Annotated in this window: 19 protein-coding genes and 1 pseudogene; 13 read left to right on the forward strand and 7 right to left on the reverse strand. The window is 69.0% G+C overall.

The window, feature by feature from the left end:
* From guaB1 to BLU62_RS05765, 4 genes are all read right to left on the reverse strand, one after another.
* On the reverse strand, positions 1-1,437 hold the full coding sequence (guaB1, locus tag BLU62_RS05750) for a GMP reductase (RefSeq protein WP_074848631.1): 1,437 nt from the start codon (positions 1,435-1,437) through the stop codon (positions 1-3).
* A 16-nt stretch (positions 1,438-1,453) separates the two neighbouring features.
* Positions 1,454-2,911: an NADP-dependent phosphogluconate dehydrogenase gene (gene gndA, locus BLU62_RS05755; RefSeq protein WP_074848633.1), complete on the reverse strand. Its 1,458-nt coding sequence runs from the start codon at positions 2,909-2,911 to the stop codon at positions 1,454-1,456.
* Between the two features lie 96 nt (positions 2,912-3,007).
* Positions 3,008-3,958, reverse strand: a complete 951-nt coding sequence (locus BLU62_RS05760) for a M56 family metallopeptidase (RefSeq protein WP_074848635.1) — start codon at positions 3,956-3,958, stop codon at positions 3,008-3,010.
* Between the two features lie 47 nt (positions 3,959-4,005).
* Positions 4,006-4,404 (reverse strand): BlaI/MecI/CopY family transcriptional regulator, encoded by a 399-nt coding sequence (locus tag BLU62_RS05765; RefSeq protein WP_074848637.1) that lies wholly within the window; start codon positions 4,402-4,404, stop codon positions 4,006-4,008.
* Between the two features lie 322 nt (positions 4,405-4,726).
* Here BLU62_RS05765 and BLU62_RS05770 point away from each other — a divergent pair.
* From BLU62_RS05770 to BLU62_RS05800, 7 genes and pseudogenes are all read left to right on the forward strand, one after another.
* Positions 4,727-5,148: pseudogene (locus BLU62_RS05770) on the forward strand (PaaI family thioesterase).
* A gap of 103 nt (positions 5,149-5,251) precedes the next feature.
* Entirely contained in the window at positions 5,252-5,554 is a 303-nt protein-coding gene (locus BLU62_RS05775) for an urease subunit gamma (RefSeq protein WP_074848639.1), read from the forward strand.
* A gap of 45 nt (positions 5,555-5,599) precedes the next feature.
* Positions 5,600-5,992: an urease subunit beta gene (locus BLU62_RS05780; RefSeq protein WP_074848641.1), complete on the forward strand. Its 393-nt coding sequence runs from the start codon at positions 5,600-5,602 to the stop codon at positions 5,990-5,992.
* Between the two features lies 1 nt (position 5,993).
* Positions 5,994-7,712 (forward strand): urease subunit alpha, encoded by a 1,719-nt coding sequence (locus BLU62_RS05785; protein WP_074848643.1) that lies wholly within the window; start codon positions 5,994-5,996, stop codon positions 7,710-7,712.
* Positions 7,712-8,386, forward strand: a complete 675-nt coding sequence (locus BLU62_RS05790; RefSeq protein WP_074848645.1) for an urease accessory protein UreF — start codon at positions 7,712-7,714, stop codon at positions 8,384-8,386. The genes BLU62_RS05785 and BLU62_RS05790 overlap by 1 nt, the downstream gene beginning before the upstream one ends.
* 53 nt (positions 8,387-8,439) lie before the next feature.
* Positions 8,440-9,126 (forward strand): urease accessory protein UreG, encoded by a 687-nt coding sequence (gene ureG / locus BLU62_RS05795; RefSeq protein ID WP_074848647.1) that lies wholly within the window; start codon positions 8,440-8,442, stop codon positions 9,124-9,126.
* Positions 9,127-9,128: 2 nt separating this feature from the next.
* Positions 9,129-9,872, forward strand: coding sequence for an urease accessory protein UreD (locus BLU62_RS05800; RefSeq protein WP_074848649.1), 744 nt, complete (start codon positions 9,129-9,131; stop codon positions 9,870-9,872).
* A gap of 36 nt (positions 9,873-9,908) precedes the next feature.
* On the opposite strand, the gene BLU62_RS05805 is transcribed toward BLU62_RS05800, so the two are convergent.
* Both BLU62_RS05805 and BLU62_RS05810 read right to left on the reverse strand, forming a co-directional pair.
* Positions 9,909-11,432, reverse strand: a complete 1,524-nt coding sequence (locus BLU62_RS05805) for an NAD(P)/FAD-dependent oxidoreductase (protein WP_074848651.1) — start codon at positions 11,430-11,432, stop codon at positions 9,909-9,911.
* Positions 11,433-11,648: 216 nt separating this feature from the next.
* On the reverse strand, positions 11,649-12,257 hold the full coding sequence (locus BLU62_RS05810; RefSeq protein ID WP_074848653.1) for a GNAT family N-acetyltransferase: 609 nt from the start codon (positions 12,255-12,257) through the stop codon (positions 11,649-11,651).
* Between the two features lie 177 nt (positions 12,258-12,434).
* Here BLU62_RS05810 and BLU62_RS05815 point away from each other — a divergent pair, with 177 nt between their 5' ends.
* From BLU62_RS05815 to recD, 4 genes are read left to right on the forward strand one after another with little or no spacing between them, the layout of a single operon-like run.
* Complete coding sequence (locus tag BLU62_RS05815) at positions 12,435-12,899, forward strand: acyl-CoA thioesterase (RefSeq protein ID WP_074848655.1); 465 nt, start codon at positions 12,435-12,437, stop codon at positions 12,897-12,899.
* A 10-nt stretch (positions 12,900-12,909) separates the two neighbouring features.
* A complete protein-coding gene (recC, locus tag BLU62_RS05820; RefSeq protein WP_074848657.1) occupies positions 12,910-16,359 on the forward strand; it encodes an exodeoxyribonuclease V subunit gamma in 3,450 nt (1,149 codons plus the stop codon).
* Positions 16,356-19,808, forward strand: coding sequence for a UvrD-helicase domain-containing protein (locus BLU62_RS05825; RefSeq protein ID WP_074848658.1), 3,453 nt, complete (start codon positions 16,356-16,358; stop codon positions 19,806-19,808). Before recC ends, BLU62_RS05825 begins: the two co-directional genes overlap by 4 nt.
* Positions 19,805-21,664, forward strand: coding sequence for an exodeoxyribonuclease V subunit alpha (recD, locus tag BLU62_RS05830; RefSeq protein WP_074848660.1), 1,860 nt, complete (start codon positions 19,805-19,807; stop codon positions 21,662-21,664). Before BLU62_RS05825 ends, recD begins: the two co-directional genes overlap by 4 nt.
* 139 nt (positions 21,665-21,803) lie before the next feature.
* On the opposite strand, the gene BLU62_RS05835 is transcribed toward recD, so the two are convergent.
* Positions 21,804-22,559: a PIG-L family deacetylase gene (locus BLU62_RS05835; RefSeq protein ID WP_074852711.1), complete on the reverse strand. Its 756-nt coding sequence runs from the start codon at positions 22,557-22,559 to the stop codon at positions 21,804-21,806.
* Positions 22,560-22,793: 234 nt separating this feature from the next.
* On the opposite strand from BLU62_RS05835, the gene htpG reads away from it, so the two are divergent.
* Positions 22,794-24,779 carry a molecular chaperone HtpG gene (gene htpG / locus BLU62_RS05840; protein ID WP_074848662.1) on the forward strand — a complete coding sequence of 662 codons (1,986 nt, stop codon included), beginning with the start codon at positions 22,794-22,796 and terminating at the stop codon, positions 24,777-24,779.
* 34 nt (positions 24,780-24,813) lie between these two features.
* Positions 24,814-25,797, forward strand: a complete 984-nt coding sequence (locus BLU62_RS05845) for a hypothetical protein (RefSeq protein ID WP_074848663.1) — start codon at positions 24,814-24,816, stop codon at positions 25,795-25,797.

The raw sequence follows: 25,797 nt of genomic DNA on the forward strand, positions 1-25,797 counted from the left end.
TCACCACCCGCCCGGCAGGGGACGCCCTTCGGCGAAACCGGCGGGCGACTGGATTCCGAGGACGACCTTGTCGTGTAGCTCCCGCAGGCTGCGGGACCCGGTGTAGGTGGCGGTGCTGCGGATCCCGGAACAGATGTGGTCGATGAGGTCCTCGACGCCGGGTCGGTCGTGGTCGAGCCGGATGCGTGATGTCGAGATGCCCTCTTCGAAGAGGCTCTTGCGGGCGCGGTCGTACGGGCTGTCGCCGCTCGACCGCGCGGCCACCGCACGTTTCGACGCCATGCCGAAACTCACCTTGTACGTGCCGTGTTCGTCCTCGAGGAGATCTCCGGGTGATTCGTGGGTACCGGCGAACCACGAACCGACCATCACGTTCGACGCGCCGGCCGCCAGGGCCAGGGCGACATCACGCGGGTGACGGACACCGCCGTCGGCCCACACCGACGCGCCGTGACCCGCTGCGACCCCGGCACATTCGGCCACCGCCGAGAACTGCGGACGCCCCACGCCGGTCATCATCCGGGTGGTGCACATCGCCCCGGGGCCGACGCCGACCTTGATGATCGACGCGCCCGCGGCGATGAGGTCGAGGGTGCCCTCGGCCGAGACCACGTTCCCGGCCGCGATCGGAACACCCAACCCGGCGTCGGCAACCGATTTCAGGGCGGTCAGCATCTTCTCCTGATGCCCGTGCGCGGTGTCCATGACGAGCAGATCGGCCCCGGCGGCGACCAGTGCGCTGGCCTTGCCGACCACGTCGCCGTTGATCCCGACGGCCGCTGCGATCCGCAGCGCGCCGGCGTCGTCGACATTGGGCTCGTAGATCGCGTGGCGGAGCGCGCCGACCCGGTTCAGCACCCCCGCCAGCCTGCCGTCGGCATCGACGAGCACGGCCACGCCGAGGTGGAGGTCGCCGAGCGCGTCGAACACCTCGCGAGGAGGGGTGTCCACGGGGAGGGTGACGATGTCGGGGTCGAGCACTTCGCGGACCCGGGCGAAGCGGTCGACGTCGCGGCACCGCTTCTCGGTGACGACACCGACCGGACGTCCGTCGTCGTCGACGACGACCGCGACACCGTGGGATCGTTTCGGAATCAACGCGACCGCGTCGGTCACCGAATCCGACGGGGTGAGCGTGACCGGGGTGTCGGCCACGAGATGGCGCGATTTCACGAAGGCGATCGATGCCGCGGCGGCCTCGATGGGGAGGTCCTGTGGGAGGACCACGAGTCCGCCGCGACGCGCAACCGTCTCGGCCATGCGCTTACCCGCGACCGCGGTCATGTTCGCCACGACGAGCGGGATGGTGGTCCCGCTGCCGTCCGATGTCGACAGATCGACATCGAATCGCGAACTGACATCGGACCTGTTGGGGACGATGAACACATCGTCGTAGGTCAGGTCGTGGGTCGGCCGATGGCCTTCGATGAATCGCACCGGTTCTCGCTGGCTCCTATTCGGTCACTTCCGAGCGGTCGCCGCTCCACAGGGTGTGGAAGGTGCCTTCCTTGTCGACGCGCTGGTAGGTGTGGGCGCCGAAGAAGTCGCGCAGTCCCTGGGTGAGAGCGGCGGGCAGGCGCTCGGCGCGCAGGCCGTCGTAGTAGGACAGCGACGACGCGAAGGCCGGCACCGGGATGCCGAGCAGGGTGGCGGTCGAGACCACCCGACGCCAGCTGTCGATGCCGACCTCGACCGCTTCGCGGAAGTAGGGGGCCAGCAGCAGGCTGGGGAGTTCGGGATCGTCGGCGTAGGCCTCGCGGATGCGGTTGAGGAACTGCGCGCGGATGATGCAGCCGCCGCGCCAGATGGTGGCCAGCGATCCGCGGTCGACGTTCCAGCCGTATTCGGCGCTGCCCGCGGCGATCTGGTCGAAGCCCTGTGCGTAGGCGACGACCTTCGAGGCGTAGAGCGCGGTCTTGATGTCGTTGATGAACTGCGCCTTGTCGGTCGGTGTGGCACCGAGGTTGCCCGAGGACAGGCCGCGCGCGGCTACCCGCTGGTCGGTGGAGCTCGACAGGGCGCGGGCGAAGACGGCCTCGGCGATGCCGGTGGTCGGGATGCCCAGGTCCAGTGCGGACTTCACCGTCCAGCGGCCGGTCCCCTTCTGGCCGGCGGCGTCGACGATGACGTCGACGAGGGGCTTGCCGGTCTCGGCGTCGACCTGACTGAGGACGTCGGCGGTGATCTCGATGAGGTAGCTCTCGAGTTCGGTGGTGTTCCACTCGCGGAAGACGTCGGCGATCTCGGCGACGGGTAGGTCGAGGGCCTTGCGCATGAGGTCGTAGGCCTCGCCGATGAGCTGCATGTCGGCGTATTCGATGCCGTTGTGGACCATCTTGACGAAGTGGCCGCTGCCGTCGGGGCCGATGTGGGTGCAGCAGGGTTCGCCGTCGACCTGGGCCGCGATCGACTCGAGCAGCGGGCCGAGGGACTTGTAGGACTCGGCGGGGCCGCCGGGCATGATCGACGGGCCGTTGAGGGCGCCTTCCTCGCCGCCGGAGATGCCGGCGCCGACGAAGTTCAGTCCGCGTGCCGACATCGCTGCCTCGCGGCGGATGGTGTCGGTGTAGAGCGCGTTGCCGCCGTCGATGATGATGTCGCCGGGCTCCATCGCGTCGGCGAGCTCGTTGATCACCGCGTCGGTGGCGTCGCCGGCCTTGACCATGATGAGCACGCGGCGCGGGCGCTCGAGTGCGGCGACGAATTCGGCGACCGTCTCGGTGCGGATGAAGGTGCCGTCGCTGCCGTGGTTGGCGAGCAGCGCGTCGGTCTTCGCGACGCTGCGGTTGTGCAGCGCGACGGTGTACCCGTTACGGGCGAAGTTGCGCGCGATGTTCGAACCCATGACGGCCAGACCGGTGACGCCGATCTGAGCTTTCCCGGACGGTGACGATGCCTCGACGTTGTTCATGCCCGACAGCCTATTGCCTCACGATCCGATCCGGCGATCTGCCTCACTTTTCCGGGCCACGCGTGAATGTCGTTCGAGGCGTGGGGGTCGGACCGATCAGAACGCCGACATCAGGCGATTGAGCTCGGTGAGCCACGGAATCGCGACCGCGAGGGTCGGCAGTACGAGGATGGCGGCGGCGGTCACGTAGGCGCCGACCGCGATCCAGTGGGCCGGACGGTCGTCGCGCAGGCGGTGGACGCGAGTGAGCGTGGTGGGTCCGCCGACGGCCATGGCACCGCGGGGGGCGACGGCATCGGCGCAGGCGACGAGTGCGCGTCCGAGGGTGGTCGGCGCGGTGGCGCGGACGGCCTGATCGTCGGCGAGGGCCTCGACGAGCAGTTCGGCGGCGCCGAGCGCGGAACTGGAGCGGACGAACCGCGGGAAGGCCTCGTGCAGGGCGATGAAGGCCTCGAGGACGAGATCGTGACGTGCCCGCAGATGAGCCCGTTCGTGGGCGATGACGGCGATGAGCTCGTCGCGGGTCAGGCGGTGCACGACCCCCTCGCTGACGACGACGCGCTGCCGCAATCCGGGGAGACAGTAGGCGAGCGGCTGCTCGACGTCGATCATCCGGACGTCTCGTGCGTAGAGGGGATCGTCCGCATCGGTCCGGTCGCAGCGGTCGAGGATGTCGATCAGCTGGCGATGGGCCTTGCGACGGGCGCGGGTGCGGAGTCCGACGCGGATGGTCGTGTAGAAGAGGCGGGCGCCGACCAGCAGGGTGAGGATGAAGACTCCCACGCAGGTCAGCCACAGCGGGAGGCCGAGACGATCGATCTCTCGGAGTGGATGAGTCGTCGGAGTGCCATCGGCCCCGATCACCAGGAGGTTGGCCGCGACCGCCAGGCCGCAGCTGAACGCCGACAACACGGCGGCGAGCGCGATGGCCTGCCACAGCGTCATCGCCGCGCGTGGGGCTCGGATCGGCCATCGGGCCCGGGACAGTGCCTCGGGTACGGGGCCGGCGAGCACCAAGCTGACGATGCCGAAGAGCAAGGCGGTCATCCGGTGGGCTTCCTCAAGGGGTGGGCTGATGGGGGTGTGCCGTGAATCTAGCCGGTCTCGTGCGTTCCTCGTGCGGCTTCGAGTTCATCGAGGGCGTGACGAAGGGCTGCGGCCTCGTCGGCCCCGACCCGTCCGACGAACGACACCAGGGCGGCATGCCGCGATCCCGGCGCGTCGGCCTCACTGAGTGCGTCGACCATCAGGCTCGCGACCAGGTCTTCACGAGGGTGGGTCGGGACGTACTTGTGTGCACGGTCGTCGCGGATCTGGGTCACCAGGTTCTTCTTCGCGAGCCGCTGCAGCACGGTCATCACCGTCGTGTAGGCGAGTGACCGATCCCGCGACAGCTCGGCATGCACCTGCCGGACGGTCTTCGGTTCGGAGCCGGCCCACAACGTGTCCATCACCGCGCGCTCGAGGTCGCCTAGCCCATTCATCTTTCGCATTTTACTGCTCCGCCTCCCGTTGTGTGCCCGCCGGCTCACGCGTTCATTCCTTTGTTGAGTCCGCGCAGGCGTTTTCGCCTCTGACGTGGTATTACTCCACCACCCTTGACACGTTGGTAAGGCTAGCCTACATTAAGTGACACGTCGGACCGCGCGAGAGTCCTGAGGGCTGCAGAGACCCCCGGTCCACGTCACGGAAGGTCCCGCATCTCATCGAGGTGCGGGGCCTTCGGTGTTTCTCTGGGTAGGGAACGCCGGTCACGGCCTCGGTGTTCCCGGGTCGGTATCGCCCGCCGTGCACAGGCGTGCCACTGTTGAGGCCATGACTGCGAACAGTGCGGACGAGATCCTCGCGAATTCCTTCGGCAAGGGGCTCGACGGCGTGCTCGGACTCGAGGTCGTCGAAGCCGGACCGGACCGGATCGTCGCGAAGATGGAGATAACCGAAAGCCATCATCAGCCGTTCGGCATCGTCCACGGAGGCGTCTACTGCGCGGTCGGTGAGAGCGTCGCGAGCATGAGCGGATTCTTGTGGTTGCAGGAGACGGGTATCGGGGCACCGCGGTCGGGGTCAACAACAACACCGACTTCCTCAAGTCCGTCAGCACCGGCACGGTGACCGCGACATCGACCCCCATCCACCGCGGCCGGCGTCAGCAGCTGTGGGCCGTCGACATGGTCGATCAGGACGGCACGTTGCTCGCCAAGACCCAGGTGCGGCTCCAGAACATCGAAGCCCGCTGACCGGAGTGGCGTCGGCGAGCCGACGCCACCCGTTCATGGCAGGATGACTCCACTGCAATCGACCACGGCCCCCCGGGTCGGACATCTGCGAGGAGTTATCTCGGTGCGACTGTCGCCGCATGAACAAGAACGGCTGTTGATCTCGTATGCGGCCGAACTCGCGCGACGGAGGCAGGCCCGCGGGCTCAGGCTCAACCATCCCGAAGCGGTCGCGCTCATCACCGACCACGTCCTCGAAGGTGCCCGCGACGGTAGGTCGGTGGCCGAACTCATGACGTCGGGCCGCGAGGTGCTCGGACGCGACGACGTGATGGACGGCGTGCCCGAGATGCTGCACGACGTCCAGGTCGAGGCGACCTTCCCCGACGGCACCAAGCTGGTGACCGTCCACGACCCGATCGCCTGAGCCCCGCTCCGCCAACCGATCTGAGCTGCTTCAAGAGAGGCCGAGATGTCGGGTACGCCACCCACCGCCACACGCTCCTCGCTCGTCCCGGGCGAGGTGATCCCCGCCGAGGGCACGATCGAGCTGAACGCCGGCGCCGATGCCGTCGAGTTGACGGTGGTCAACTCCGGTGACCGCCCGGTACAGGTCGGCAGCCATGTGCACTTCCCGCAGTCCAACGCGGCACTGGACTTCGACCGGGCGCTCGCGCACGGCCGACGCCTCGACATCCCCGCCGGCACCGCGGTGCGGTTCGAGCCGGGTATCGAGATGACCGTCGGACTGGTCCCGCTCGGGGGCACTCGTGAGGTGTACGGGATCTCGCTGGATCCGCCGGGGCGGTGCGGGCCGGTGGATTCCCCGGCGCCCGGGACCGACAACACCGACGGGAGCAAGTGAGATGGCGACACTCGGACGCGACCGTTACGCGCAGCTGTTCGGCCCGACGACCGGCGACCTGATCCGCCTTGCCGACACCGATCTGCTCATCGAGGTCACCGACGACCTCTCCGGCGGTCCGGGACGCGCCGGCGAGGAAGCTGTGTTCGGCGGCGGCAAGGTGATCCGCGAGTCGATGGGCCAGAGCCGGGCGACTCGCGCCGACGGCGCTCCCGACACGATCATCACCGGTGTCGTGATCCTGGACCACTGGGGAATCATCAAGGCGGACCTGGGAATCCGCGACGGACGCATCGTCGCGCTGGGTAAGGCCGGCAACCCCGACACGATGGACGGTATTCACCCCGATCTCGTCATCGGACCGTCGACCGAGATCATCGCCGGCAACGGCAAGATCGTCACCCCGGGTGCCATCGACTGCCACGTGCACTTCATCTGCCCGCAGATCATGGACGAGGCGCTCGGCAACGGCATCACGACGCTCATCGGCGGCGGTACCGGACCGGCCGAGGGCAGCAAGGCCACCACCGTCACGCCCGGCGCCTGGCACCTCGCGTCGATCCTCGCGGCCACCGACCACTGGCCGGTGAACATCGCACTGCTGGGCAAGGGCAACACGGTCAGCGCCGCCGCGATGCACGAGCAGATTCGTGCGGGCGCTTCGGGTTTCAAACTGCACGAGGACTGGGGGAGCACCCCCGCCGCGATCGACGCCTGTCTTCGGGTCGCCGACGAGACCGGGGTGCAGGTCGCACTCCACTCCGACACGCTCAACGAGGCCGGTTTCGTGGAGTCCACGCTCGGCGCGATCGCCGGACGCGGTATCCACGCGTATCACACCGAGGGGGCCGGCGGCGGCCACGCTCCCGACATCATCACGGTCGCCGCGTACCCCAATGTGCTTCCGTCGTCGACCAATCCGACGCGTCCGCACACCGTGAACACCCTCGACGAGCATCTCGACATGCTGATGGTGTGCCATCACCTGAACCCGACGGTGCCGGAGGATCTCGCCTTCGCGGAGAGCCGGATTCGCCCGTCCACCATCGCCGCCGAGGATCTGCTGCACGACCTCGGTGCGATCTCGATGATCGGTTCGGACTCGCAGGCGATGGGCCGTGTCGGCGAGGTGGTGCTGCGCACCTGGCAGACCGCACATGTGATGAAGCGCAAGCGCGGTGCGCTGCCGGGGGACGGCCGCGCCGACAACAACCGCGCCCAGCGATACATCGCCAAGTACACGATCTGCCCGGCCGTCGCGCACGGCTTCGACGACGAGATCGGGTCCGTCGAGGTCGGCAAGCTCGCGGACCTCGTCCTGTGGGACCCCGCGTTCTTCGGTGTCCGGCCGGACCTGGTGATCAAGGGTGGCGCGATCGCCTGGGCGGCGATGGGCGACGCGAACGCGTCGATCCCCACACCGCAGCCGGTCCTCCCGCGCCCGATGTTCGGTGCCGCACCGAAACTGGCCGCCGCGACGTCGGTGAGCTTCGTCGCGCCCGGCGCGGACCCCGACCTCGCCGAGCGGATCGGCCTCGATCGCCGTCTCGTCCCGGTCAAGAACACCCGCGGCGTCGGCAAGGCCGACATGGTCAACAACGACGCCTGCCCGACGATCGAGGTCGATCCCGACACCTTCACGGTGAAGGTCGACGGCGAGGTGTGGGACGCGGAGCCGGTCTCCGAGCTGCCGATGGCGCAGCGGTACTTCCTGTTCTGATGCCCGATCGTCCGGATACGCAGCCCTCTTCGCCCGCACACGCCCCGCTGGCGATGATGTTGTCGCTGGCCGACTCCCGGTTGCCGGTCGGCGGACACGTGCATTCCGGTGGGGTGGAACAGGCGATCGCCGACGGATTCATCCGTACGGCAACCGATCTCGCGGACTTCCTGTACCGGCGGGTCACCACGAGCGGCCTCGTGGCGGCGTCGGTGGCGGCCGGGGTCGCCGACGGTGTGCTCGAAGTAGGTGCGGCGCAATGTGAGATGGACGCCCGCACCCCGTCGGCCGCCGCGCGTAAGGCCTCACTCGCCCAGGGGCGCGGGATGGTCCGTCTCGCGCGCCGGATGTTCCCCGACCACGACTGGTCGGCGCATCGGCCGACGACACACCTTCCGGTGATCAGCGGGTCGATCGGCGCCGCGTCGTCGCTCTCCGGATTCCATACCGCGCTGATCCTGGTGTACACGACGATGAGTGGTTCGGCGACCGCCGGCCAGCGCCTGCTCGCCCTCGATCCGGCGGATGTCTCGATCATGATCGCCGACCTCGGCGCCGAATGCGAACGAGTCGCGGCCGAGGCGGCGATGGGATTGGCGGATCTGTCCGACCCGATCCTGGACGTCTTCGCCGAACGCCATGAGCGGCAACCGATGCCGCTGTTCATGTCCTGAAAACCCGGTACTGCGGACACATGTCCTGAAGTCCCGACCGAGAGGAGCCAACGATGCCCCCGCATCTCATCGACGGGCAGCCCCACACCCACGACCACGACCGGCCCCGCCGGAAGCGCGAACCCGGTGAGGCTCTGCGGATCGGCGTCGGCGGCCCTGTCGGGTCCGGCAAGACGGCCCTCGTCGCCGCACTCTGCCGTCAGCTGCGCGACGAGCTCTCGGTCGCGGTGCTGACCAACGACATCTACACGACCGAGGACGCAGACTTCCTGCGCCGCAACGCGGTCCTGCCGGACGAGCGGATCACGGCGGTGCAGACCGGCGGCTGCCCACACACCGCGATCCGTGACGACATCACCGCGAACCTCGACGCGATCGACGACCTCGTCGACGCCAATCCGCCGCTCGACCTGATCCTGGTGGAGTCCGGCGGCGACAACCTCACCGCGACGTTCTCGACCGGCCTCATCGACGTCCAGATCTTCGTGATCGACGTCGCCGGCGGCGACAAGGTGCCGCGCAAGGGCGGTCCGGGCGTCACCTTCTCGGATCTGCTCGTGATCAACAAGACCGACCTCGCCGAGCGCGTGAACGCCGACCTCGGGGTCATGCGTCGGGATGCGGACAAGGTCCGCGAGGGACGGCCGACGGCGATGATCTCGCTGACCGACGACCCGGCCGCGACCGACGTGCTGGCCTGGGTCCGCGAGCAGCTCGCCGCACCGGTGACGACCGGATAGCGATGCGCACCGACGTCGAGATAACCGCGACCGCCGACCGCGGTGTGCGGCACAGCGCGACCGGTGGTCTCGCCGTCCGGGTGACCTCACCCGGCCACGTCCAGCTGATCGGCACCGCCGCGACGCCGCTCGGTGGCGACGAGATAGCCGTCCGCATACGGGTGGAGCCGGGTGCGCACCTCAGCGTGGGCAGCGTGGCCGCCACGATCGCCCTGCCGGCCCGGGACCGGGCGGATTCCCGCGCCCGGTGGGACGTCGAGGTGGGCGCGGGTGGACGTCTTCGCCTCGATCCGCAACCGACCGTGGTCGCCGGCGGCGCGGTCCACACCTCCGACATCGTCGCCGACCTCGACCCGACCGCCACCCTCGATCTGTACGAGCACGTGCAGATCGGCCGGTCAGTGCAGAGCGAACGGGCGACGGCCGCGGGCCTCGAGCGAATCGACCGAGACCGCACCGGCTCCTGGACCGGTGGCCTACGGGTGACGGTCGGCGGCGAGGTGTGGCTGGCGCACCGGATCGCGCTGGGCGCGTCGACGCCCGCCGCCGCGATCGGCCACCGAGCGATGAGCAGCGTCTTCCGCTACCCGGACGACCGCGTCGAAGAAGTCCATCCGAGCGAGTTCGCGGCGCGTCTGCGTCTCGCCGGGGAAGCCACCCTCACCAGTGCGCTCGGTACCTCGGTGACGGCGACGCGCCGCCTGACCGACGCCCTCGACACCACAGCGCTGGTCCCCAACGGATAGGGGACCAGCGCTGTTGTAGGTCTGTCGGCTTCGGCGTCAGCTCGCTGCTTCGGACTCCTTGCCCGCAGCGTCCTTGCCCTCGGTGGGCACCGAGCCGGACGCATCTGTCGTCGCCGAGTCCACGGTTCCCGAATCGGTCTTCGCGGCCGCGGCGTCGGACCCGGTTCCATTGCCCTCGGCGGCCTGCTTCTCCAGTGCCGACAACTGCCCGATAGCGGTGCGCGCGTACACCTGCTGTTCGGTGACGGCGAGCTGCGAACGACCCTTGGTGGTGAAGGCGAAGAACCAGTTGATCAGCGTGTTCAGGCGGTTGCGGAAACCCACGAGGTAGACGAGGTGCAGTGCGAGCCAGCCGAGCCACGCGAAGTAGCCCTCGGTCTCGAAGGGCTTCTTGAAGCCCGGGACCGGCACCTGCATCACCGCGGAGTACCGCGAGATGGTGGCCATCGAACCCTTGTCCCAGTAGCTGAACGGCTTGCGCTGGTCCGGGGTCTGGCCCTTGAGCTCGGCCTTGATCGCATCCGCGGCGTAGCGGCCACCCTGGATGGCGCCCTGCGCGACGCCGGGCACGCCGTCGACGGCCATCATGTCGCCGACCACGAAGACCTCGGGGTGACCGGGGATCGTCAGGTCGGGTCCGACCTTGACCCGGCCCGCGCGGTCGAGTTCGACGCCGGACTGTTCGGCGAGCTGCTGGCCGAGCGGGCTGGCCTGAACACCGGCGGACCACACCTTGCACTGCGATTCGATGCGACGGGTGGTGCCGTCCTTCTCCTTGACGACCAGGCCGTCGTAGTCGACGTCGACGACCATCGCGTTGAGCTGGATCTCGACGCCCATCTTCTCCAGACGGGCCGCGGCCTTGCCACCCAGCTTGGGGCCGAACGGCGGCAGCACGGCGGGGGCGGCGTCCAGCAGGATGACGCGGGCCTCGGTGGGATCGATGTTGCGGAAAGCGCCCTTGAGGGTCTTGTCGCTCATCTCGGCGATCTGCCCGGCGAGCTCGACACCGGTGGGACCGGCACCCACGACGACGAAGGTGAGCAGCTTGGCGCGCTCGGCGGGATCGTGGGACAGCTCGGCCTGCTCGAACGCGCCGAGGATGCGGCCGCGGAGTTCGAGCGCGTGGTCGATGGTCTTCATGCCCGGCGCGTACTCGGCGAAGTGATCGTTGCCGAAGTACGACTGGTCGGCGCCGGCCGCGACGATCAGGTCGTCGTACGGGGTGACGGTGATGCGCTCGAGGAGCCGCGAGGTGACGGTCTTGGCCTCGAGGTCGATGTCGAACACGTCGCCCATCAGCACGGAGGTGTTCTTCTGCTTGCGCAGCACGACGCGGGTGGCCGGGGCGATCTCACCCTCGGCGACGATCCCGGTGGCGACCTGGTAGAGCATCGGCTGGAAGAGATGGTGGGTGGTCTTGGCGATCAACGTCACGTCGACGTCGGCTTTCGCCAGACGCTGGGCGGCGAACAATCCGCCGAAGCCAGAGCCGATGATGACCACTTTTCTGCGGTCGGTGGCCGCTACCGCGGGGGCCTGGACGGCGGGGCTGCTCATCTCCAGACATCTCCTTCTCGCTCGTTGGGGGACGGTTGTGCTTCGGTACCGCGTGCATTTCGTGTCGTCACGGGGCCGAACCGCGTGGGTCGACGGCCGAGGCGAAACCGTACTTGCCCACAACGGTAGTCAATGATGCTCGACCGGGCGCGACCAGGACGGTGTGGCGCCGCGCGGTAACCGAGGTCACCGTCGGCGACTGGCCCGCCCGGATGGTCACGCGGTGAGGTCACCCGCTGATGACCAGCGCAGAGATTGTCGCTGCCATTCGGTCTTCAGGATCTGGTACTCCACCTCGTACCGGTCGGGACTCAGGTGGAGCGGATGGGGGGCCATGTTCGGATCAACGGTTTCGTCACCCACATGGATTCCCGCGAGTGTCATGCCGAGCTTCTCCATCACCCGTCGCGACGACATGTTGCCGGCGACGGTGCTGGCGAAGACCCGCTCGGTGTGAAGGTGATCGAAGGCGAACGCGGTGAGCGCGAACGCGGCCTCGGTGGCCAGACCGCGCCCCCACGCCGTCCGGCGGATGCGGTAGCTCAACTCGAGTTCGGGCCGGCGACTGTGACGCGGCGTCCGCAACGACGTCCAGCCGAGGAATGCGCCGGTGGCCGGGTCGCACAGCACCCACGTGCCGGTTCCGTACAGCCTCCGCTCCGACTCGGCTCGGGGTAGTACCCAGTCCTCGATGACCGCGCGCGGGGTCGGTGCACCGCCGCTCACGAATCGCATGACCATGGGATCGCTGTCGAGGTGGACGAGGTCGTCGATGTCCATCGCGGACACCGGGCGCAGACGTGCCCGTGTCGTGTCGATGTTCACCTGAGGCCCCTCACTGCCCGACTTCCGTCGGCGACGAGCCGCGGATGTACTTCTTTCAGACGTGCGGCGGCGGCCGCCTGCCAGCGCGTCTACCTGTTCCCCGGGCGCAGTCTACGGTCTCGGAACGGTCGGTACCGCAGTACACGGCCGGCGTGTTCCGCCGATAAGGTTGCTGCCGTGGCTTCTGAACCCTCTGCACCGGACTATGCCCTCGAGATCCCCGTCCACCTCCGATGGGGCGACATGGACATCAACAATCACATCAACAACGTGCAGATCTCCCGCCTGTTCGAGGAGGCCCGCGTCCGCTCGTTCCACGAGTGGGTGCCCGACGGGCCGCGCGACTTCTCCTTCCTCGTGGCTCGCCAGGACGTCGAGTTCTCGGCGCCCGTCCACTACTCGACGCACCCGGTGACCGTACGTTCGTGCGTCGGGCGGGTCGGTCGCTCATCGTTCGTGATGGCTCTGCGCCTGTTCGACAAAGAGGGCGTCCTCTGCGCGACCGCGGAGACGACGATGGTGGTCATCGACCCGGCGGTGGGCCGGCCGACGCCGATTCCGGAGCACCTGCGTGAGGTTCTGACCGGCGCGCTCGGCGAGCCGGTGCGGTTCCACTCGGCAAGCGCGAACACCGCGAGCTGACCGCGCCCGGGTGCTGATCCTCCACCGCGCCGAGCGCACCGACACCCTTGCCGACGCGCTGGCAGAGGTGTTGTCGACACCGCTCGACGATCCGATGTCCACCGAGATCGTCTCGGTGCCGGCGGCCGGCGTCGAACGCTGGCTCGCCCAGCATCTCGCCCGTCGCCTCGGTTCCGGTCCCGGATCGTCGGACGGCATCGCGGCCAACATCGATTTCACCGGTCCCGGCCGCCTGGCGGACGCGATCTCGGCCGCGGTGCTGGCCGGGGAACGGTTCGCGACCGACACCCCGCTGTCGGCGTCGAATCCCTGGCGCGCCGCGGAATTGGCCTGGCCGGTGCTCCGGGTCCTCGATGCGCGGATCGACGACCCCGAACTGACGGTCATCGCCCGCCACATCGGTGCCGGTGACGAGTCGTCGCCCCGGATCGGACGCCGCTATGCGACGGCACGCCATCTCGCCGAACTCTTCGAGCGATACGGACGCTCACGGCCGTCGATGATCGCCGGCTGGGCGGCCGGGGACGACCTCGACGGTGCCGGTGGCCCGCTGCGCGACGACCTGGCCTGGCAGGCCGGGTTCTGGCGCGCGGTGCGCGCCGAGATCGGGCAGCCGCATCCGGCGGAGGTCCTCGGCGAGGTGTGCGACCGTCTACGGACCGATGCCGGGGTCGCCCACCTTCCCGAACGCCTGTCGGTGTTCGGTCCGACGCGGATCACCGAGTCGTTCCGGAACATCATCTCGGCGGTGAGCGTCCACCACGACGTCCACCTGTTCGTCCCACACGCGAGTCCGAGTCTGTGGGAGGCCCTGCGCGTGAGTGCGGAGGGAGCGCCGAACGGAGAGCGGCCCGGTGTAAACGTGCCGCCGCGTCGGAGCGAGCGTCCGGTCCCCGAACTCCCGAACCCGTTGCTGGCCGGACTGTCCCGGGATCTCCAGGAACTCCAGTTGCGTCTGGGCGACATCGTCGACCGTGACGTCCACCATCCGCCGCGTACGCCGCTGCCGGACAAGCTGCTCGGGGCGCTGCAGGCCGGCATCCGCGACGACGCCGGGATGCACGACGACCCGGGTGCGGCCCGGGCCGCCGAACTCACCGACGACGGGTCCGTCGAAGTCCATGCGTGCCACGGCCCGGAACGACAGATCGAGGTGTTGCGGGACAGACTGCTGCACCTGTTCGCCGACGACCCGACCCTCGAACCCCGCGACGTCCTGATCATGTGCCCCGACGTCGAGACCTTCGCGCCGCTGATCCGCGGTGCCTTCGGTCAGGCCGGACTACCGCATCCCGCCTTCGATCTGCGAGTGCGCCTCGCCGACCGGGGCGTGCGGCACGTCAACCCGGTCATCGACACCGTTGTCGGCGTGGTCGAACTCGCCGCCGGCCGGGTGACCGCAGGCGACATCCTCGATCTGCTCGGGACCGAACCCGTCCGCGCGCGATTCGCGATGACCGATGATGACCTGGACCTGGTCCGGGAATGGCTGGGGCACAGCAATGTCCGCTGGGGCCTCGGTGCGGCGGAACGCGCGCGGTTCGGTCTCGAGCGTTTCCGGCAGGGCACCTTCGACGCCGGTCTCGACCGCATCGCCCTCGGTGTGGTCGCCGAGGAGACCGACGACGAATGGCTCGGCACCGCACTGCCACTCGCGGGTGTGGAGAGCACCGGGATCGACCTCGTCGGACGGCTCGACGAGTTCCTCGACCGTCTCGGTGGTGTTCTCGCCGAGCTGACCACACCCGCACCGGCCCACCGCTGGGCCGAGACACTCGTCGAGGCGGTCGGTTCGCTCACCGCGACCGCGCCCGCCGACGACTGGCAGCGCGCACAGGCCATCCGGATGCTCGAGGACGCCTTCGGCACCACCGAGGAGATCCTGCGTCTCGCCGACGTGCGGGACCTGTTGTCCGCCTTGATCGCCGGTCGACCCACGCGATCCAACTTCCGGACCGGTGAGCTCACGGTCTGCACGATGGTGCCGATGCGCTCGGTGCCCCACCGGGTCATCGTGCTGCTGGGCATCGACGCCGAGGTGTTCCCGCGTGTACAGCGCATCGACGGTGACGATGTACTCGGCGTCGATCCGCTGGTGGGGGAACGCAATCCGCGCGACGAGGACCGCCAGTGCTTCCTCGACGCCATCGGCTCGGCGCAGGACAACCTGCTCGTCTTCTACAGCGGCGCCGACCCGGTGTCGGGACGGCACATCCCGCCCGCCGTCGTGGTCAGCGAACTGATCGACACCCTCGACGGCCTCACCGGTCCCGACCGCCCGTCGATCGTCCGGCGGCATTCACTACACGGCTTCGACGCACGCAACTTCGTTGACGGGGGAATCACGGGGATCGCCGGTCCGTTCAGCCACGACGCGTCGCTGCTCGCCGGAGCGAGAGCCCTCCGGGGACCGGCCGAACCGATGGTGCCCGCCGCCCGCGAGATCCTTCCGGCCCCCGAGCCGACCGCGGAGCTCGCCGACATCGACCTCACGTCGCTCATCGACTTCCACGTCGATCCGATCACCGCCTTCGTCCGTCAACGCCTGGGCGCCCGAATCCCCGACGACGAGACGCCCCACGACGACCAGCTCGACGTCGAACTCGACCCGCTCGACAAGTGGGGGATCGGCGACCGGTTCCTCACCCGGATGCTGGCCGGGGTGCCCATCGGCGATTGCGAAGCCGCCGAGCTCCGGCGGGGCACGTTGCCGCCCTTCGCCTTCGGAACACGCGAACTGCAGGCCATCTCGCGTGCGGTCACCCGTCTGCACGGCGTCGTCGCACCGTTGCGCCCGGGGTCGCCGGAGACCCTGGACATCCTGGTCACGCTGCCCGACGGCCGACGCGTGCACGGCACCGTCGGCGATGTGTTCACCGCCGACGACGGACAGGCACGGCTGGTGCGTGCCACCTACTCGCGACTCAAGGCCAAACAGCAACTGAGCGCCTGGATCACGCTGCTCGCGGTCGCCGCGTCCGCGGCCCAGGGCAATGCAGGCGCCGCGCGGGTCGGCTCCGCGGTGTCGGTCGGCCGGGCCGCTCGCGGGGGTGGGACCACCACGCTCACCCTTCGTCGCCCCGAGGATCCGGTGCCGCTGCTCGATCAGCTCGTCCGGCTGCGGGACGAGGGCCTGCGGCGCCCGCTGCCGCTGCCGTTGGAACCCGCGTTCACCTTCGTGGACAACGACGGTCCCGGTCGCCGGAGCCACTGGGCGCTCAACAGTGCACGCAAGGTCTTCGACGACAAGTTCGGTCCGAGCCACGACCGCTACCTCAAGCTGGCCTTCGGCGGCGACGTCCTCGCCGATGTCGACTTCGACATCCTGCTCGAGGAACGGGCACCGGCCGACCGCATCCTCGGCGGCGTGGAACTGGCTCTGACAGAGGACGAACCGCTCTTCACCGGACTTGCACGCGCGGTCTGGGTTCCCGTCGGCCACCACCGGGAGGGCACATGAGACGCCCGGAGACCTTCGACATCACCGCCGAACTGCCGGAACACACCACCGTGCTCGAGGCGAGTGCCGGGACGGGCAAGACCTACGCGATCGTGGGTCTCGCGGCCCGCTGTCTCGCCGACGGCGTGCCGATCTCGGAGATGCTGCTCGTCACCTTCAGCCGGGCGGCCACCGCCGAACTGCGCGACCGGATGCGGGCTCGTGTCCGTGAACTGCTCGACGCCCTCGCCGATCCCGCGGAGGTCCTGTCCGGTCCCGCCCAGGCCGGCGACGACGCCCTGTTGCGGCAACTCGCGAGCGGTACACCGGATGAGATCCTCGCGCGTCGCCGGAACCTCGCCCGCGCCCTGAGCGACTTCGATGCGTCGACGATCGCGACGACCCACACCTTCTGCAACCGGATGCTGGAGGCGCTGGGATTCCTCGGCGAACGAGAGCTCGTCTACTCCATCGTCGAAGAGGTCGACGAACTCACCGAGGAGGTTGCCCTCGACCTCTACCTGCGCGGCTTCTGGGCCAGTGACGCACCGGAATTCAGCTTCGCCGAGGCGCGGGAGATCGCACGCGACGCCGTGCGCCAGGCTTCGGTCGAACTCGCGCCGAGCGAGCGTGAACTCGCCGACGGCCCGGTCGCCGACGACATCGCGGCCCGCCGGGTCAGCTTCGCCGAGGCGGTCCGCCGGCATGTCGAGACCCGGAAGCGGGATGCCCGCGTCCGCACCTACGACGACCTCCAGGCGATCCTGCACCGGATCGTCAACGACGAGGTGGTCGGCGATCGTGCGTGCCGACGGATTCGCGACACCTTCGGCGTGGTGCTGGTCGACGAGTTCCAGGACACCGATCCGCTGCAGTGGGACATCCTGCGCCGCTGCTTCCACGGTCACCGCCGGATGATTCTCGTCGGCGATCCGAAACAGTCCATCTACGGCTTCCGCGGCGCCGAGGTGTTGAGCTACCTCGCGGCCGTGTCGTCGGCCGACACCCTGCGGGCGCTCGACGTGAACCGGCGCTCGGACGGCGCGCTCGTCGGGGCACTGCAGCATCTGTACGGCGGTGCGACGCTGGGACATCCGGACATCGTGGCGCGGCCCGTGCAGGCCGCGTTCGCGGGCAGTCGTCTCGAGGGCCGTCCGCCGTTGCGCCTGCGCGCGTTCCTGCGCGGAGACTTCACCTCCCTCAACTCGTTCAATCTCCCCGGCGTCAAGGAGGTTCGTTCGCGCATCGCCGCCGACGTCGCCGACGACATCGCCGACGTGCTGGCCCAGGGCGCCCGCATCGACCTCGGCGGTGTCTCCCGGCCGGTCGACCCCGGCGACATCGCGATCCTCGTGCGGCTCAACAGCACGATCGAGCCCCTCCAGGCCGAACTCGCCGAACGCGGCATCAACTCCGTGATCGGGTCGGGCGTCAACGTCTTCTCGACGTCGGCCGCCCAGCAATGGCTGTGGGTGTTGCGCGCCGTCGAGCAACCCTCCCGCGCCGACCGGGTGCGTATGGCCGCCCTGACCGCACTCTTCGGCTGGTCCACCGAACGGGTTGCCACCGCATCCGAGCCGGAGGTGGCCGAACTCGGAGCCGAACTGTCCATGCTCGCCCGGGTTCTCGCGCAGGGCGGGTTCGCCGCGATGGCGCAACGTCTCTTCGACGCCCATGAGGTGGCGGCACGTGTTCTCACCGTCGAGAACGGCGAACGCACCCTCACCGACCTCATCCAGGTGTCGGCGCTGTGCAACAAGCACGTCGTCGAGACCGGGGAGGGACTGAGCGCGCTCGTGGAGTGGCTGACCGAACGGGTCACCGACACCTCCTCACGGCGCTATGAGGACCAGAGCCGTCGACTCGACCGTGACACCCAGGCCGTGCAGATCATGACCGTGCACGCGAGCAAGGGGCTGCAGTTCCCGATCGTCTATGTGCCCTACGGGTGGGACGGCACGTGGGTCAACGACCGCGGGAACATCACCTACCACGACGACACCGGGACCCGCCGGCTCGACGTGGGTGGCCAGCAGGCCCCGGATCGTGCGGCCCGACGCCGGCGCTACGCGGAAGAGGTCGCGGGGGAGGATCTGCGACTCCTGTATGTCGCACTCACCCGCGCCGAGTCGCAGGTCGTCGCGTGGTGGGCGCCGTCGCGGAACACCACGACCGGACCGCTCCACCGGTTGGTCTTCGGTCGCGAGGACGCGGTTCGATCGTCGGCCGGGGAACCGGAATGGACCGTCGCGACCGACGTCGCCATCCCGGAGGCCGACGTCGACTGCGTGGGCGTCCTGCGCACCCTGACCGCGCGAGATCCCGCGATCTCCGTCGAACCCGCCGGCCGCATCGATGCCGATGCGGTCGCTCCGGCCGCCGACGCGGGGGAAGGTGCCGAATCTCTGGGCATCGCGCGCTTCGATCGCCGGATCGATCAGGACTGGCGCCGTACGTCGTATTCGGCTCTTACCGCCGACGTGGCCCATGGCGCACATGGTGCGCCCGGGGGACCGTCGGCCTCGGTGGTCGAGACCGGGAGCGAACCCGACGACGAGGCGACCGACATCCTCGACGACGAACCGATCGTTCTGCCCGGCGAGGTCGCGGAAGATGCCGGAACCGCCTCGGCCGCAACCCGGCCCGGTATGCCCTCGCTGATGAACGGCCTACCGTACGGTGCGGCCTTCGGCACCCTCGTCCACGAGGTCCTCGAGTACGTCGACACCTCCGCGCCCGACGTCGAAGCGCATGTCCGGGAACTGTGTTCCCGAGCGCTCGGCGCGCTTGCCGCGGACATCGACCCCGATCGGCTCGTCGCCGCGCTGGTCGGTGTGCTCACCACGCCTCTCGGTTTCGGGGACCTGTGGAGCATCGATCCTCGTGATCGCCTCGCGGAACTCGATTTCGAGTTGCCGCTCGGTCCGGCGGACGAGGTCGCGTCCGGTGAGGGTACGACGCTGGGTCGTCTGGCCGATCTGCTGGAACTGCACCTGCCGGAGTCGGATTCGCTGCGCGGCTACGCCGAGCACCTGAGAGCGGTGCCGGGCCGGCGGCTTCGCGGATTCCTCACCGGCAGCATCGATTCGGTGCTGCGGACCCCGGACGGCCGCTACGTGATCGTCGACTACAAGACCAACCGCATCCTGCCGGGCGACCTCGTGGTCGAGGACTTCGACGCGGAGGCGATGGCCGGTGAGATGATCGCTGCCCATTATCCGCTGCAAGCGATGCTGTATTCGGTTGCACTGCACCGTTATCTGCGATGGCGCGTGTCCGGCTACGACCCGGAGCGTCATCTCGGTCCGGTGCAGTACCACTTCGTGCGCGGCATGGCGGGTCCGGAGACCCCACCCGGTTGCGGTGTCTTCGAGTGGGTGCTGCCCGCCGGGCTCGTCGTGGACCTGTCCGATGCGCTGGCCGGTCTCGGGACGAGCGGGGCTGCCGGAACCCGAGGAGAGGGCCGATGAGCACACCCGATGTCCAGCGCGTCGATTCGGCGACCGGCACACTCGCCGAATGGAACACCGCGGGTCTCCTGGCCGCCGCGGATCTGCACATCACCGACCGGTTGATCCGGATGTGCGGCGAACCCGTATCCGACGACGCCCGGCTCGGTGCCGCCCTCGCGATTCGCGCGGTGCGGCTGGGTTCCACCTGCCTCGCGCTGGATCGCATCGGCGAACTGGCGGGGGAGGGCGCCGCGGACATCGAGATGCCCTCGCCGCGAGATCTTCTCGACGCGCTGGCGGCGAGTCCGCTCGTCACCGGCAGCGACGCGGGACCGTTGCGGCCGCTCGTGGTGCGGGATTCCGTCGACGGCCCACTCGTGTACCTACAGAAGTACTTCCGACAGGAACAGACGATCCGGGAGATCCTCGACCGGCGGGCGCGGACGTCGCCGTCGGTCGACACCGAGGCGCTCGGCGAGGCCGTCGCGACGGTCTACTCCTCACCCGACGACGGCACACTGCAGAAGCTGGCGGCTGCGGTGGCGGCGACGCGCTGGACGACGGTCCTCGCGGGCGGCCCGGGAACCGGCAAGACCTACACCGTCGCCCGCATCCTCGCCGTCCTCGACCGTCTCCAGGGACCTGGCCTGCGCATCGGCCTCTGCGCACCCACCGGCCGCGCCGCCGCGCAACTCCAGGCCTCGGTCGAGGCCGAATCCACGCTGCCGGTCACCGCCCACGCGGTCACACTCCATTCGCTGCTCGGCTGGCGCCCCGGCTCGAACCCCCGGTACGGACGCGGTCGCACGCTGCCCCACGACGTCATCGTCGTCGACGAGACGTCGATGCTGTCGATGACCGCGATGAGTCGACTGCTCGACGCCGTCCGCCCCGACGCGCGGGTCGTGTTCGTCGGCGATCCCCATCAGCTGGCCTCGGTGGAGGCGGGTGCCGTGCTCGCCGACCTCGTCGAGCGGACCGACCTGCCGGACGCCGGGTCGGAGGAATTGCCGGCGACTCTGACGCAGGCCTTCGATGCGGTGGGCCTCGACCCCGCCGCCGAGCGACTCGACCCCGACGACGTGGCGCGACTGGCCGACGGCGTGATCACCCTGCGGAGGCAGTTCCGGTTCGGCGGTGGCATCTCGCAGGTCGCCGCCGCGGTCAACGCCGGCGATCCCGACGCGGTCCTGGAACTGGTCACGTCACCGGACATCGACGATGTCGAGCTGGTGGCACCCGACGATCTCGACGGCGTGGCCGGCGACATCCTGAGCTGGGGTCGTGGCCTGCGCGCCGCAGCCGGGAAGGGTGACGCGGAGGGTGCCCTGGACGCCCTCGACAGTCACCGGGTCCTGTGTGCGCACCGCGAGGGTTCGTGGGGTGTGCGCGGCTGGACCACGCGCATCACCGACTGGCTGGGCACCACCGAGGCCGAACACATGGGTTGGTATGTCGGACAACCGATCCTGGTTACGGCGAATGACCGCCAGACCTCGACCTTCAACGGCGACACCGGCGTGGTGATCGCCGATCCGGACGCCGGCGCGACGGATTCGGTGCGGGTGGCGTTCCGCCGCGGCGGCGAGATCCGGCTGCTGCACCCCACCCAGCTCGCCGACGTGGTGTCGGTTCACGCGATGACCATCCACCGCAGCCAGGGCAGCCAGTTCGACCAGGTGACCGTCGTCCTGCCGCCGGCAGGCTCGGAGCTGCTGACGCGTGAGCTCCTGTACACCGCGATCACCCGCGCACGGAGCCGGGTGCGGATCGTCGGGACCGCCGATGTCCTCGCCGCGGCCGTGAACCGACGCGTGCAGCGCGCCAGCGGGTTGCGGTCGACGCTCACCGCGATCGGACCCGCCGCTCCCTGAGGTACGGGCGAAGCGCCCCGATTCTCGCTCCCTGAGGTGTGAGCGAAGCGCCCCGATTCTCGCTCCCTGAGGTGTGAGCGAAGCGATCCGATTCTCGCTCCCTGAGGTGCGAGGAGCGATAGCGACGAGCCTCGAAGGGTCAGATCAGGTCACACCCACCCGGCACGAGATCACGTCGCTGGTAGCACTCGACGCCCAGCAACTTGTGCTGGATCTCGTCGGGCAGCGACATGAACCCCGCGATCGCCCGGCTCCGGTCGACCTCCGACCGGTGTGCGGTGACGCCGGCCTTCTTGCGCGCCGCCAGATCCGACACGTCGACGACCACGTCGATCTCGGAATCCGGTGTGCCGGGCAGTTGCTCGCGCGGGATCTCGGGAAAGAGGCCGGGGGCGAGCAGGTCCATCATCCACTCGGGGATCGTCGCGAAGTAGAGCGACCGGACCCGCCAGGCCGGACCGGCGCGGTGGTAGAGCTTCGTCGAGGCCGCGGCATCGGCGGCGGCACAGGCCAAGCGGTGGGCGTGGACGTGATCGGGGTGTCCGTAGATGCCGAGCGCGTCATAGGTGACGACGATGTCGGGCTTGAGTTCGCGGATGTGCTTGGTGAGTGCCCGGACCTGCTCGTCGAACGACGCGGCGCACAGTCGTTCGGCGTCCGGGGCCGATTCGGGGCGGCGATCGTCGGCGTAGCCGAGCATGATCGGCGGGCGCGGCATGCCGAGGATGTCGACGGCCTCGGTCAGCTCTTGGTGCCGGATCGTGCCCTCGGCCCAGGTGCACATCACCAGGTCGGCTTCGCCGCCGGCGTCGACATGACGGGCGGTGAGCCCGCCGGTCCACAGCGACTCGTCGTCGGGGTGTGCATGCACCAGCAGCAGTCGAGGCGTACCCATCCACCTGGCTTCCTGATCGTTCCCCGCGTGATGGTGCTTCTCGGGCACCATCCGTGACCGGGGTAGTCGGTCCCCGACCCAGGGTAGCCATACCGGTGCTCGGTAAAGTCGGTGTCCGTCACGACGTGTCGCGTCGGGCCCGGGTCCGGGGGTCGGATCACGGCACCGAAACGGCAGGTCGGCGAACGTACACGTGAGAACAGAACATCCGAGAACAGAACATGGAGGTCTGCGATGAGCGCTCAGCCCGAAGTTCACGAGTTCCAGGCGGAGACCCGGCAGCTGCTGGATCTCATGGTCCACTCGATCTACTCCAACAAGGACAGCTTCCTGCGTGAGCTGATCTCGAACGCATCCGATGCGCTCGACAAACTGCGTCTGGAGTCGTTGCTCGACAAGGATCTCGACGTCGACACCTCCGACCTGCACATCACCCTCGACCCGGACGCGGAGAAGCGCACCCTGGTCGTCGCCGACAACGGCATCGGCATGACCCGCGACGAGGTCGTCGGACTCATCGGCACACTCGCCCGGTCGGGCACCGCGGAACTGCGCCGCTCGCTCGCCGAGGCACGGGAGAAGGGCGTCTCCGACGCCGCAGCCGAGGAACTCATCGGCCAGTTCGGCATCGGCTTCTACTCGACGTTCATGGTCGCCGAGAAGGTCACTCTGGTGACGCGCAAGGCCGGTCACAGCATCGGTACGCGCTGGGAGTCGACCGGCGACGGCACCTACACGATCGACGACGTGCCGGACGCGCCGCAGGGCACCTCGGTCACCCTGGCGCTCAAGCCGGTCGACACCGAGGACCACCTGTACGACTACGCCGACAAGTCCAAGCTCCGGCAGCTCGTCAAGCGCTACTCCGACTTCATCGCGTGGCCGATCCGCATGGACGTCGAGAAGACGGTCCCGGTCGAGACGCCCGACTCCGACACCGAGTCCGACGAGGACAAGACCCCCGAGACGAAGACGATCGTCGAGGCGGAGACCATCAACTCGATGAAGGCCCTGTGGGCCAAGTCGCGGTCGGACGTGACCGACGACGAGTACCACGAGTTCTACCGGCACGTGTCCCACGCCTGGGACGCGCCGCTGGAGACCATCACCCTGCAGGCCGAGGGCACCTTCGAGTACCAGGCGCTGCTGTTCATCCCGACGCAGCCGCCGTTCGACCTGTTCATGCGGGACAGCAAGGTCGGCATCCACCTGTACGTCAAGCGCGTGTTCATCATGGATGACTGCGCCGAGCTGATGCCGGAGTACCTGCGCTTCGTCAAGGGTGTCGTCGACGCCGCGGATCTCTCGCTCAACGTCTCGCGCGAGATCCTGCAGCAGGACCGGCAGATCCGCGCGATCCGTCGTCGCCTCACCAAGAAGGTCATCTCGACGGTTGCCGAGATGCGCGACAGCCGCCCCGACGACTACCGCACCTTCTGGGACGGCTTCGGGCGTGTGATCAAGGAAGGCCTCGTCAACGACCCGGACAACCGCGACGCGCTGCTCAAGGCGTCGTCCTTCGCGAGCACCCACTCGGAGGAGGAGCTCACGACGCTGGCCGACTACATCGGCCGGATGAAGAGCGGCCAGGACACGATCTACTACATGACCGGCGAGTCCCGGCAGCAGATCGTCAACTCCCCGCACATGGAGGCGTTCCGCGCCAAGGGGATCGAGGTGCTCGTCCTGTCCGACCCGGTCGACGAGATGTGGGTGTCGGCCGGTGCCGAGTTCGAGGGCAAGTCGTTCCAGTCGGTCGCCAAAGGGGCGGTCGATCTCGACGCCGACGACTCCGACTCCGACGACACGTCGAAGGACGAGCAGAACAAGGCCTACGCCGACCTGCTGTCGTGGCTGACCACCACACTGTCCGACGACGTCAGCGAGACCCGGTTGTCGTCGCGGCTGACGGAATCGCCGGCGTGCCTGGTGGGTGACACGTTCTCGATGTCGCCGCAGCTGGAGAAGCTGTACCGGGCCTCGGGACAGGAGTTCCCGAAGTCCAAGCGTGCGCTCGAGCTCAACCCCGACCACCCGCTGGTCGCGGCGCTCAACAAGGCTTATGCGAACGGCGATCACGACAAGCTGGTCCCGACCGCGAAGCTCGTCTACGGCATGGCCGTGATCGCCGAGGGCGGCGAGCTCGAGGACCCGGCGGAGTTCGCGAAGCTTCTCGCGGGCAGCCTGACCGAATCGTTCGCGGCCGGATCGGATTCCTGATCGGGTTCCCGACGCCCCGGGCGGGTCGCCCGGGATGAGTCGCCGGAGGTGGACGATCCTCCTCGGCGTCGGGGCGCTGCTCCTCGCTGTCGTGCTGGTGTCCGCTCTCCTCGTGGGACTTTCCCGCGAGGACGAGCGGGCCCGCACACCCGAGGATGCGGTCCGCACCTATCTGACGGCGCTCGCCGAAGCCGACGCCTCGGCGGCCCTGACCGTCGTCGACCCACGCCCGGACGCCCGCTTCCTCACCGACGGAGTACTGCGCCAGCAGCGGGCCGAAGCGGCTATCTCGGATATCGAGGTCGACGATCCGGGTGAGACCGCGACGTCGGTCCGGGCGCGGTATCGCCTCGGGTCACGCCAGGTCGACGTCCCGATCGGGGTGACGCGGTCCGGGGACGGGTGGGCGGTCGTCGACGGTGCGGTGAAAGTGCGCATCGAGTCGCTGCTGATCCCGAGCCCGACGCTGTTCGGTGCGCAGGTGAAGGCCGGCGACACCGTCTTCCTCTTCCCGGGGCCCCAGCGTTGGGGCTCACGCGACACCGATTTCATCGGACGCACCGTCGACGATGCGCCGCTCGGACCTCACGAACCGGTGACGGCGCGAGTGGTCGCCGAACTGAGTCCCACCGGGGTCTCCGCGGTCAGCGACGCGGTCTCGGCACACCTCACCCGGTGTGCGGCGTCGACTCGGGCAGATGCCGGATCGGACGTCGCCGGATGCACGCAGCGACTCTTCCGCTCCGCGGTGGACGGCAGCGTGCGGTGGACGGCGCCGCGCGACCTGTCAGGGCTCAGATACCTGCTCCGACGGCCCACCGCGAGTGCCGAGTCCACGCCGGACGACGAGGACCTCGGCACGGTCGACGTCGCGGGCGCCGTCGAGTGGCGCGTCGCCTACACCCCGGACTACGACAAGAACGGCCCTCGGGTCGAGACGACGGACGCGCAGTATCTGGTGGGTGGCGTCGACCTCACCGCCGACACACCGTCCTTCACCGCCGAGCCGGTGACCTGA

Source organism: Gordonia westfalica (assembly GCF_900105725.1).
Classification (GTDB): domain Bacteria; phylum Actinomycetota; class Actinomycetes; order Mycobacteriales; family Mycobacteriaceae; genus Gordonia; species Gordonia westfalica.